The organism is Negativicutes bacterium, from assembly GCA_021372785.1.
GTDB lineage: Bacteria > Bacillota > JAAYKD01 > JAAYKD01 > JAAYKD01 > JAJFTT01.
This window is the reverse complement of sequence record JAJFTT010000017.1, coordinates 21,077-32,017: the sequence shown is the minus strand read 5'-3', so window position 1 is coordinate 32,017 and position 10,941 is coordinate 21,077. Positions and strand designations below refer to the sequence as shown.

At 46.8% G+C, this 10,941-nt stretch carries 10 protein-coding genes and 1 pseudogene; 3 read left to right on the top strand and 8 right to left on the bottom strand.

Features of this window, described 5'->3' with window-relative positions:
- Positions 1-283: pseudogene (locus LLG09_02355) on the top strand (carbamoyl phosphate synthase small subunit).
- Here LLG09_02355 and LLG09_02350 read toward each other — a convergent pair.
- From LLG09_02350 to LLG09_02335, 4 genes are all read right to left on the bottom strand, one after another.
- Positions 188-1,903, bottom strand: a complete 1,716-nt coding sequence (locus LLG09_02350; GenBank protein ID MCE5195960.1) for an MBL fold metallo-hydrolase — start codon at positions 1,901-1,903, stop codon at positions 188-190. The pseudogene LLG09_02355 and the gene LLG09_02350 overlap by 96 nt on opposite strands.
- A gap of 158 nt (positions 1,904-2,061) precedes the next feature.
- Complete coding sequence (locus LLG09_02345; GenBank protein ID MCE5195959.1) at positions 2,062-3,483, bottom strand: Trk family potassium uptake protein; 1,422 nt, start codon at positions 3,481-3,483, stop codon at positions 2,062-2,064.
- A 15-nt stretch (positions 3,484-3,498) separates the two neighbouring features.
- Positions 3,499-4,164 (bottom strand): TrkA family potassium uptake protein, encoded by a 666-nt coding sequence (locus LLG09_02340; GenBank protein ID MCE5195958.1) that lies wholly within the window; start codon positions 4,162-4,164, stop codon positions 3,499-3,501.
- Positions 4,165-4,203: 39 nt separating this feature from the next.
- A complete protein-coding gene (locus LLG09_02335) occupies positions 4,204-4,812 on the bottom strand; it encodes a TrkA family potassium uptake protein (protein MCE5195957.1) in 609 nt (202 codons plus the stop codon).
- Between the two features lie 240 nt (positions 4,813-5,052).
- Between LLG09_02335 and trxA the strand changes: the two genes are divergently transcribed.
- Complete coding sequence (gene trxA, locus LLG09_02330; GenBank protein MCE5195956.1) at positions 5,053-5,364, top strand: thioredoxin; 312 nt, start codon at positions 5,053-5,055, stop codon at positions 5,362-5,364.
- Between the two features lie 57 nt (positions 5,365-5,421).
- On the opposite strand, the gene LLG09_02325 is transcribed toward trxA, so the two are convergent.
- The 3 genes from LLG09_02325 to LLG09_02315 all read right to left on the bottom strand — a co-directional run bounded on the left by LLG09_02325 (position 5,422) and on the right by LLG09_02315 (position 8,316).
- Positions 5,422-6,099: a Crp/Fnr family transcriptional regulator gene (locus LLG09_02325; protein MCE5195955.1), complete on the bottom strand. Its 678-nt coding sequence runs from the start codon at positions 6,097-6,099 to the stop codon at positions 5,422-5,424.
- 80 nt (positions 6,100-6,179) lie between these two features.
- A complete protein-coding gene (locus LLG09_02320) occupies positions 6,180-7,631 on the bottom strand; it encodes a HAMP domain-containing histidine kinase (GenBank protein ID MCE5195954.1) in 1,452 nt (483 codons plus the stop codon).
- A complete protein-coding gene (locus LLG09_02315) occupies positions 7,621-8,316 on the bottom strand; it encodes a response regulator transcription factor (protein ID MCE5195953.1) in 696 nt (231 codons plus the stop codon). The genes LLG09_02320 and LLG09_02315 overlap by 11 nt, the downstream gene beginning before the upstream one ends.
- A 192-nt stretch (positions 8,317-8,508) precedes the next feature.
- Here LLG09_02315 and LLG09_02310 point away from each other — a divergent pair, with 192 nt between their 5' ends.
- Complete coding sequence (locus LLG09_02310; GenBank protein ID MCE5195952.1) at positions 8,509-9,057, top strand: hypothetical protein; 549 nt, start codon at positions 8,509-8,511, stop codon at positions 9,055-9,057.
- A gap of 91 nt (positions 9,058-9,148) precedes the next feature.
- On the opposite strand, the gene LLG09_02305 is transcribed toward LLG09_02310, so the two are convergent.
- Complete coding sequence (locus LLG09_02305; GenBank protein ID MCE5195951.1) at positions 9,149-10,846, bottom strand: FAD-dependent oxidoreductase; 1,698 nt, start codon at positions 10,844-10,846, stop codon at positions 9,149-9,151.
- Between the last annotated feature and the right edge of the window lie 95 nt (positions 10,847-10,941).

The window sequence follows — 10,941 nt, the reverse complement described above, 5'->3', positions numbered from 1 at the left end:
ACAGGGCTTCGACACCTATAAATTAAAATATGGCCATAGAGGAATTAATCACCCGGTGAAAGATCTGTTTGCAAACAGGGTGTACATTACTTCCCAGAACCACGGGTTTGTGGTGAATGGCGACACAATCAATCCTTCAGTAGCCGACATCCGCTTTATCAGCATGAATGACGGCAGTATTGAGGGATTAAATTATAAAAATGGAAAAGTGTTTTCGGTGCAGTTTCATCCTGAGGCTTCTCCGGGCCCGCTTGACACAGGCTTTCTTTTCGATCAATTTTTGCAGTCTGGCCGTTGCATCCTGCAGATCAATCAGGGCTTTCGTTATTTCATCCAGCCGATCGATCGGAATTTCTTCCTTGCTGCCGCGTTGCAGCTGCTTTAAGGCGGTATCCAATCCCTGACGGGCTCCGCTCAATTTCGCATTGACCGCAGACACTTGCCCGCGCCGGGAGGCTTCCCATTCCGGCTGCGCCAGTTCTATTTTAACATCCGCAATCAGATCATACTCCGCTACCTGAGCAATCACCGTGCATTCGTAGCCCAGTTTCTGTTTGATCCAGTCGGCGAATGCTTGCTTGGCTCCCGCTTCTCCATGCACTAAAAACGTCTTGTGGGGCATTTTTTTAAATCCCTGCAGCCATTGCAGCAGACCGTCTCTGTCGATATGACCGGAGAAATTATCAAAACAATAAATTTCCGCACCGACATGGATCTTTTCGCCGAAAATATGCACATCCCTGGCTCCGCTGACGATGGATCTGCCCAGTGTCCCCGGAGCTTGATAGCCGACAAAAATCACGCTTGTTTTTGGATTCCATAAATTATGTTTCAAATGGTGTTTGATCCTGCCGGCATTACACATGCCGCTGCTGGAAATAATAATTTTTGGTTCTGCGATATCATTCAATTTTTTGGATTCTTCACTGGATTTACTGAATTTTAAATTTTTAAAATCCAGCGGTTGATCGCCTTTCCGGATCATGGCCTTGGTTTCGTCGTCAAAGACATCCGCGTTTCTGCGGAAAATTTCCGTGGCGCTGGTTGCCATGGGACTGTCGACATAGACCATGATGTTTTCCATCACCTGTTTGAACTCGGCATCCTGTTCATAAAACAGATTCAGTTCATAAATCAATTCCTGGGTTCTCCCCACCGCAAAGGATGGTATGACCACCGTGCCGCCGCGCCGGATGGTCTTTAAGATGACTTGTTTGAATTGCTCCAGGCTGTTCTTCATCGGCTCATGCACGCGGTCGCCATAGGTCGTTTCCAGGATGAGATAATCGGCTTCTTCTATGACGGCCGGATCTTTGAGAATCGGTTTATTCTTCTGGCCGAGATCGCCTGAAAAAACTAATTTCTTGCTCTTGCCGCCTTCTCTGAGCCATAACTCAATAATCGTCGAACCCAAAATATGACCCGCGTCACGCAGCCGGAAACTGATCTCTGCATTGACCTCAATTATCTGATCGTAAGGCAGCGGATTGAAATACTTCAGTGAAGCCACGGCATCGTTGACCGTGAAAAGCGGCTGTACCAGTGCTTCCCCGGTGCGCAGCGCCTTTTTATTGGCCCATTCCGCTTCCTGTTCATGAATACCGCCGCTGTCTCTCAGCATAATATCGGCTAAATCAGCGGTCGCTTCCGTACAATAAATTTTACCATGGAAACCGCGTTTGGTCAGCAGCGGAATTCTGCCGCTGTGATCAATATGAGCATGGCTTAAAATCATAAAGTCAAGTTCGGCCGGCTGAAAGCGAAACGGTTCAAAATTCAGCTTTTCCAAGCTTTCACTGCCTTGAAATTGACCGCAGTCCAAGAGAAATTTATAATGACCGACGGTAACCAAATAGCAAGATCCTGTCACAGACATCGCCGCACCTAAAAATTCTACATTCATGAACCGATTCCACCTCCCAGACTATTTTTGAAGATATCTTATTATAGCACGAAGATGGGAGAAAACAAAGCGAGGAGCTGTAGCAAAACGAAAAATTGCTACAGTTCCTTTTGTGCGGAAGCCCGGCGTTTCACCGGTTCGCGCTTAATCGGCCGCGCTTAACCGACCAACGTTCTGCCTTCCGGATAAATCAGTTCGCGTTTGCTGCGCTTCATGGATAAACTGATGGCAAAGGAAGCCGGGCCGACGCGTCCCAGGAACATACAAGGGATCAGAACCGCCCAACTTGCCGGATGTAAATTCGATGTACCGACAGAGGTTAAGCCAACGGTGCCGAATGCCGAAACTGCTTCTAAAAGTACATCATTCAAATCAAAGGTTTTCCGATCCAAAGCCTCTGTTTCGATGATACAAATCGCCATGGTGGCGACAAGCACGATACAAAGCGCCAAACCCATGATCGCCATTGCCCGCGTAAACACTTCCCGATTGATACGATGCCGGAATAAAAGTGTTTCTTCAAAACCACGAATATCAGAAAAAATCGTGGCAATGATCACGCCAAAGGTGGTGCATTTGATCCCGCCGCCCGTAGAGGCGGGTGCAGCTCCGATAAACATCAGTATTGAGGTGATTAGTTTTGAACTGTCATGCAGAGAAGCCTGGTCGATGCTGTTAAAACCGGCTGTACGGGCGGTGACCGATTGAAAGAAGGCAGCCAAAGGGCGCTGCCAAACAGGCAATGATCCGAGGGAATAGAGATTCGCGCTATTGCTGTATTCCAAGCCAAGAATCGAAACGGTGCCGACCGCCAGCAAAAAGCCGGTCATCCGCAAAACAACTTTGCTGTGATAAGCTAATTTATGCGTCTTCCGATAATCGATCAGGTCGGTCCAAACAATAAAGCCGAGTCCACCGATGATGATCAGCAGGCTGGTGGTTAAAATCGTAATCGGATCGTTATTCCAGGCAGTCAGGCTGCTGAAAGGACCGGATAGCGAATCACCGTGTAAATCAAAACCAGCGTTGCAAAAAGCGGAAATCGCCTGAAAGACGCCTTTCCCCAATGCTTCCGGGAAAGGATAGCGATAAGAAAAACGCCAGGTCAGGATCACCGCGCCTAAAAACTCCACGGAAAAAACAATTAAAACGATGCGGCGAACCATCGCGAAGACATCGGCAAAGGTAGAAGTTGCAATCGACTCCTGGGTCACAATGCGGGTTTTCAGTGACGCTTTTTTCTTGAGTACGCTGAAAAAGAAACTGGTCAGGGTAACCAAACCCAGCCCGCCGACTTGAATCAGACAGATAATCACTACTTTCCCGAAAGTCGTCCAATAGGTGGCAGTATCGACCACGACCAAACCGGTTACGCAGGTGGCTGAAGTTGAGACAAACAAGGCACGCAGGAATCCTGCGCTGACGTGATTCTGCGAAGCGATGGGAAGCATCAATAAGCAAGTACCGATTAAAATAACAACCAAGAAAGAAAAGATAATCAAGCGAATTGGTTTTTCCCCGATCCAGCGGCGCAGCGGACGCAGCGGATTTTTATGTTTTGTTTTCTTAATAACCGCCATGATTCGATTCCATCCCTACCTTTTAACCATGTCTTTCCAGATCTGATCATAATCCTTTTTCTCACAAACCATTAAAATCGTATCCTCCGCCCTCATGATCAAATCACCTTGCGGAACTTCAACCGTACCGTTATCCCGCGTCAGTAAGACCAAGGTGCTGTTCTTCGGAAACGCAAAATCACGCAAGGTCCTGTTGCAGGCTGCGGATTTCGGTGAAAGTTTGAATTCGATGATGTTTTTGGGAGTTTTTTCGATCGAAAATACGACCCGCATCCCTTCATAATCGATTTCACGTTCGATAATATCGGCGAGAATCTGGGTACTGGAGTAAATTTTATCAACACCCATCCGGATAAACATTTCAGAATTTTTCGGATTATTGACTCTGGCAACCGTCGTCTTCACATGAAAATGTTTTTTCGCAATTTCACAGCCAACCAGATTACTCTCATCTTTGCCGGTGACGGCAATATAAAAATCCGCATTGCGGCAGCCGCTTTCTTCCATGATTCGGAGGTTTGTGCCATCCCCATTGTAGACACTGACCTCATCAAAATCGGTAGCGATCCGTTCGCTTACCTCTTTTAATTGTTCCACCACCGAAATGAGATGATGATAGGGCTGCAAGGTTTTTATCAAATAGTAGGCAAGTTTTCCTCCGCCCACAATAATAATCCGCATCGTAACAAACTCCTTTTGCTCACTTCCCGTTGGGGAGAATTATTCAATATTGACTAAAATCATCTGATCACCGGCTGCTATTTTAACACCTGATGCGGCCAGAATCATTTTTCCCTCGCGCAGGATGCCAAAAATCAATTTGCCTGTATCGCTGCTGAGATTGGTGATTTCTTCCTCGATCAGAGATTCATCGATGGAAGTAATTGTATAAATAATCCTCGTATTAAAAATTTTCTGGGAAACAATCTCGGTTTCATTGGCGATGTCACGAATCAACGCTTGGACTGTCAAATCAGTTGAACAAATCGTATCGAGTCCGAATTGTTCACAAATGACCTTTAAGTTGGGATCGTAAACGCGTGTGATGATTTTCTTGACGCCAAAAACTTCCTTCGCTACTTGGGCTGACATAATATTCACATTATCGTTTTGCGATACAGCGCAAACCACATCCGCTGTTTCCGCCCCCGCCTGCTTCATGATATCCTGATCAAAAGGAATGCCGATCAGTTTAACACAATTCAAATTATCAGCAAGATGCATCAGTTCGCTGTCGCTTTCCAGAATTACCACATCGTGACCTTGTTGAATCAACTGAGCAGCCAGGGAAGACCCGACTTTTCCACAGCCGATCACAATAATCTGCATGGATTTCCACCTCTTTCATAGACTGTATCTTAACACAAAATTCATAAACGTCAAGTTAAATCATTGCACCGATTTTCAGCGCCGACAGCCCGAATTCCGTTCAACTTTGCTCTCCTTTACAGACAGGTGCTTGCGGCAAAGCAGTAAAATATTTTGTGACTAACTCACAGAAATCCGCTGATCATGTGCTATAATGAAAGCATAACCGATAGCAATATCAAAATTAAAGGAGCGAATTCAATGGCCGTCATTACAATTACAAAAGAAAATTTCGAAACGGAAGTCCTCAAGTCCGATAAACCGGTACTGCTCGATTTCTGGGCTTCCTGGTGTGGCCCCTGCCGTATGGTTTCCCCCATTGTTGATCAAATAGGGCAGGAAATGCCCAATATCAAAGTGGGAAAAGTCAATGTAGATGAACAGCAAGAGCTGTCGGGCAGATTCAATATCATGAGTATCCCGACTCTGCTCGTTTTTAAAAACGGCAAGCTCATGCAAACTGCCATCGGAGTCAGACCCAAAGCAGACATCGTCAGAATGTTGAAAGTATAATTGGTAAAAAACCGCGGCGGATCATAACAGATCTGCCGCCTTTTTTTGATCACACGCCTACTGGGTAAGCCGTCGCAGCTTCTCTCGGTCGAGTATGCGAATGGTGCCCCGCGAAAGCTCAACAATTCCTTCCGAGGAAAAATATTTTAACATCCGGGTAACCACTTCACGGGCGCTGCCCATATATTTCGCTGTTTGTTCGTGCGTAAGGTGCAGCAAATCCCCTTCTGTTTTGGAAAGTTCATCCCAAAGAAAAACAGCCAACCGCTTATCCATGCTCATAAAAAGAATTTGCTGCATCGCCCACATCACATCAGAAAAGCGATCCGTAGCCAATTTATACGAAAAACACTCCACATAAATATTATGTTCCGCCAATTGGGCAAAAAAAGGCGCACTAATCAGCAAGACATCGCTATCTTCTTCCGCCTCGATCTCTACATCAAAAGTAATGGTCGAAAGCACACAGGAAGCGGACAGTATGCAGATATTCCCTCGCTGCAAACGGTAGAGGGTGATCTCCTTCCCCTCTTCGGAAAGCATGTAAGTCCGCAGCCTTCCTTTGATAATCAACAGCACACCAACACACTCATTTTCGGCATTATGTACAAAAGCGCCTTTTGCATAACTTATCTGCCTGCAATTTTTCAGCATATCTTGCTGTTCTGTTTCCGACAGATGCGGCCAGGCAGGAAAATGCTGCCGCAATAACTCAAGTTTTTCGGTTTCGAGCAATCGAGCGACCTCCTTCCAGAACGAACCCCTATCACTATATTACATCAATCGGTGGAATTTGGCAAATATTATTACCCGATTCAGGCAACCTGCTGCGGCTTCAGGATAAATCGAAATTCAGTGCCGACGGCGATTTTGCTCTCAACCAACAAGCTGATCGCATGTCGCTCCGCAATTTGCTTGGCGATTGCCAGACCAAGACCTGTGCCGCTTTTATTTTCTTCGGACGGAACTTGATAAAATCGTTCAAAAATATAAGGCAGCTCCTCTTCGGCAATGCCAATTCCCTGATCCCGGATGGAGACGACAGAATCCTGCAGTAATACCTTCACACTGCCCTGCACGGGTGAAAATTTGACGGCGTTATCCAGAATGATGAGGAACATCTGCCGCAGACGTCCATAATCACCCTGGATGACACACAATTCGGATTTGATTTCCAGCTCGATCTGAATTTGTTTTGCCTGCGCCATTTGCCTGGCGCTGCGAACCGCATCTTCCAATACTTCACACAAACTAACTTCCTGCAAATCGATTTGAAAATCCGTGTTTTGTAAACGAGACAAATCCAGTAAATCATTGACCAGTCGCTGCAAAAAGAGACTTTCCTTCCGCATTTGCAAGTAGTAAGCCTTTACCTGCTCCGGCTGCGTAATCACTTCGTCACACAATGCTTCCAAAGAACCGCGAATCACGGTAATCGGCGTGCGCAGCTCGTGGGAAATATTGGCGATAAAATCACGGCGTAATTGATCCAAATGTTCGCTTTCGTGACTGGCGTCTTCCAGGCGCTGACTCAGGATATCAATGGAGGCAGCCAAGTCACCGATTTCATCTTGTTGCCGAATTTCGGTTTTTACGCTGTAATCTCCGGCAGCCAATTGCATCGCAACTTGTTTCATTTTTTGCAGAGGCTTGCTGAAAGTGACTGCCAAAATAACCGACAAAAATCCGGACAAAACGAGCGCTGCAATCACACTGACTGCCATGATCTGATATCCCTGCTTGATTGCTTCATTGGTTCCTTCTACCGGTGAATGCAGCAAAAGCGCGCCGATAATTTCCCCGTTTGACCGAATCGGCGTTCCGACTGTCAGTGTTGGCGTATTGAGCAGTGAACTGAACCCTTCGCTAAAGGTAGTATTTCCCAAAAAAACTTCCTTCACTACCGCTGCCGCATTTGGCGGCAAATCGGCATAAAGATAGGTGGTTCCGGTCAGTTGATTACCGGTGATCAGCTGCAAGTCTTCATCGACGACCCAGGCATCCGTCATGGCAATCTCATTCAAAAACCGCAGATAAAAACCATAGCCGCCTTGCCGGCTGCCCAAACCGGATCCGGCAGTTTGATTGCTGATGCCCTTCGCCAGAGCTGACGCCATAGTCACCGCGCGCGCTGCCAATTCATCTTTTTGCAGGTTAATGGTATAACTGCGGAACAAGACGGTAAAAACACTGCCGATGATCAGCGCAAATAAAAGCAGCACAACGGAAAAATAAAAGGTAAGTTTCCGGGCGATTTTATGCTTCATTTTTTACTTCCTCAAACTTGTATCCAACACCCCAAATGGTACTGATTTCCCAATGCGGATGCTCAAAACGATCCAATTTCGCACGCAGCCGCTTGATATGAGAGTCAACCGTACGGCTGTCGCCGAAATAATCATATCCCCACACACTGTTGAGCAGATGATCGCGCGAGAAGACTTTCCCTTTGCTCGTCGCCAGCGTCCAGAGAATTTCGATTTCCTTTTTGGTTAAGGATACCGCTTGCTGATCCACCTGCACCAAATAGTCATCCAGATTGATATTGAGATTATCGAAGGAAAACACCTGACATTTTTGTCCTTCCGCATGGCTGATGCGCCGTAAAACAGCCCGCACCCGTGCCATCACTTCCGCCGGGGAAAACGGTTTCACGATATAATCATCGGCGCCGATATCCAGACCCATGATGCGTTCAAAATCTTCTCCTCTGGCTGTAATCATGATGATGGGTACATTGGAAGTCTTGCGAATTTCACGGCAGACTTCAAATCCATCCATCTTTGGCATCATCACATCAAGCAGAAGCAAATCCGGTTTGAATTTTGCAAACAATTCTACAGCTTCCAAACCGTTTGATGCAATTTTCGTAGTCAGTCCTTCCTTTTTAGCATATTCTTCTAAAATGGAAGCAATTTGTTGGTTATCATCCGCAATTAAAACGCTCGGCATCCCTGTCCCCCCTTATGATTGCTATCTGTATCATATCATATTTTAGCAAGCTTTTGTGGCAAAATCATGTCTTTCCATCCATCTGTCAGCATAAAGAAAGAAAAAATAAAACATATTTTTGCCACAGCTTTCGGGTATGATCTGATCATGGCCAAGAAATACAGCCATAAAATAAAAAGGAGGTCATTTCAAATGACAAAATTCAGAAAAATCCTCGCCCTTACCGCCATGGTATTAACCATTAGCGCCGGTTCGCTCAATGTTTATGCCGCTTCCACCTATCAAACTGCGGCGGAAGCCGTGGCCGGTCTGACCGGAAGAACACTGGAAAGCGTCACAACGGAAAAATCCGGGAGCGGATCCAGCTATGGCAGCATCGCTTTTGCAGCCGGTGTATTAACAGAATTTAAAACCGAACTGTTTGCCATCAAACAGGATCAATTGGCAGCGCAAGTAGCCGCCGGTAAAATGACGCAAAGCGAAGCGGATGCCTTGCTGGCAGCCTGGCAGCAAAACCAGGTCAACTGCAGCGGTAGCGGCATTGGCAGCGGCAGTGGTATGCAAAACGGCCGTGCAATCCACGGTGGTTTGGGCTCGGCTGCCATGACTGGCGATCCCCAGCAGAACAAAAACCGCGGCCTGATCAACGGCAACGGTCAAAACAACGGAACCGGTGCTGCTTCTGCAAACAATGTCAGCCAAAACAGACTGCGCAATCAATCCTGCCTCGTCAGCGAATAATCCAATCGGCTAATCAAAAAAAACGGGCGCACATGAAAAAAAGCTGGGAACCAAAAACGGTTTCCAGCTTTTTTAGGAATTAAATGAAAAGTTACAGATCAGATTCTTCCGCATTGGACGGCACCGGCGGGTGCGTGCTGAAAATCGAATGGTACAAGCGATAGCCGCCGCTGAGGTTATAGACATCAAAACCATTTTGTGAGAGAATTCTGGCCGCAATGTAGCCGCGCAGACCAATTTGACAAGTCAGATAAATCGGCTTGCTGCGATTCAATTCATCCAAACGCTTTCTCAAATCATCCAGCGGCAGGTTGACGAATCCTTCCATATGACCATTCTCATATTCGATCGCCGTGCGCACGTCGAGCAAAGTGACGCTGCCGTCGCGCGGCAAAGCCTCCACATCATGCCAATGGAAATTTTTCACTTTCCCGGTTAGCAGATTTTCAATCGCATAACCGGCCATATTGACCGGATCTTTGGCTGAACTGAAGGGCGGCGCATAACATAATTCCAAACGAGTCAAATCGTAAGCTGTCATGCCGGCACGAATCGCCGTTGCAAAGACATCACAGCGTTTGTCGGAACCGTCAAAACCAACAATTTGCACGCCCAGGATTTTACCGGTGGTTTTTTCGAAAATCGTTTTAATCGACATATCAACGGCACCCGGATAATAGTCTGCATGATTGGCGGAATAGGTAAAGGATTTATCGTAATTGAGCCCCAGTTTTTTCGCTGTCTTTTCATTGATGCCGCTGGAAGCCACTGTTAAGTCAAACACTTTCAAAATGGCAGAACCTTGCGTGCCGCCATATTGACTGTCTATGCCGCAAATTTGATCCGCCGCGATCCTGCCCTGCTTATTGGCAGGTCCCGCCAAGGCAACATAGCCTTGTTTACCCGTGATAAAATCAGTGATCGCCACCGCATCACCAACCGCATAGATATCCGGAATGTTGGTCAGCATGCGCTGATCGACCAAAATAGCGCCACGTTCATTGACGGCGATGCCGGCCTCTTTCGCGATTTTCGTTTCCGGACGCACGCCGATTGCCATGACCAGCAGGTCGGCAGACAATTCGCCGCTATTGAAAGCCAGCTTCAGGCTGCTGCCTAAATCCGTAATGGAACGGATGGAATTATCCAGCATTAAATGAACGCCTTTGCTTTCCAAATGGCGATGAACATCGCTCGCCATATCATAATCAATCGTCGCCAGGACTTGGTCTGCCAGATCAATTAAAGTGACCGCCAACCCCAACCGCTGCAGATTTTCCGCCATCTCTATACCGATGAAGCCACCGCCGACAATCGCAACGCTGGCAGGTTTTTTCTGTTCGATATATTCCTTGATTCGATCCGTATCCGGAATCGAACGCAAGGTAAACACCTTATCCGAATGGATGCCTTCGATATTCGGTCTGATTGCCTCTGCTCCCATCGATAGAATCAGCTTGTCATAACGTTCTGTATAAGAAAGGCCGCTATGGTGATCTAAAACAGTCACCTGTTTCATTTTCGGTTCAATCGCTATGACTTCATTCCCGCTGCGCACATCCACATGAAAACGTGCATGGAAACTCTCCGGAGTCTGCAGGGTCAGGGCAGACTTTTCTTTAATCTCTCCGCCGATATAGTAGGGTAAACCACAATTGGCAAAGGAAATATACTCTCCGCGTTCAAATAGGATGATTTCTGCTTTTTCATCCAACCGGCGCAGCCTGGCAGCCGCCGTTGCTCCGCCCGCCACGCCACCGACAATCAATACTTTCTGTTCTTCAGCCATTTTTTGATCTCCATTCATTTTCTGCCTTCCGGCAGTCTCTCTTCGTGCAAATGTTCTATTCATTTATTTGACTTCAGTATGCCATCATTGTCTGA

Coding starts and splice junctions, on each gene's coding strand:
- LLG09_02340 (MCE5195958.1), bottom strand. CDS start 4,164: ATGCGGATTATTATTGTGGGCGGAGGAAAACTTGCCTACTATTTGATA.
- LLG09_02350 (MCE5195960.1), bottom strand. CDS start 1,903: ATGAATGTAGAATTTTTAGGTGCGGCGATGTCTGTGACAGGATCTTGC.
- LLG09_02315 (MCE5195953.1), bottom strand. CDS start 8,316: ATGCCGAGCGTTTTAATTGCGGATGATAACCAACAAATTGCTTCCATT.
- LLG09_02335 (MCE5195957.1), bottom strand. CDS start 4,812: ATGCAGATTATTGTGATCGGCTGTGGAAAAGTCGGGTCTTCCCTGGCT.
- trxA (MCE5195956.1), top strand. CDS start 5,053: ATGGCCGTCATTACAATTACAAAAGAAAATTTCGAAACGGAAGTCCTC.
- LLG09_02310 (MCE5195952.1), top strand. CDS start 8,509: ATGACAAAATTCAGAAAAATCCTCGCCCTTACCGCCATGGTATTAACC.
- LLG09_02345 (MCE5195959.1), bottom strand. CDS start 3,483: ATGGCGGTTATTAAGAAAACAAAACATAAAAATCCGCTGCGTCCGCTG.
- LLG09_02320 (MCE5195954.1), bottom strand. CDS start 7,631: ATGAAGCATAAAATCGCCCGGAAACTTACCTTTTATTTTTCCGTTGTG.
- LLG09_02305 (MCE5195951.1), bottom strand. CDS start 10,846: ATGGCTGAAGAACAGAAAGTATTGATTGTCGGTGGCGTGGCGGGCGGA.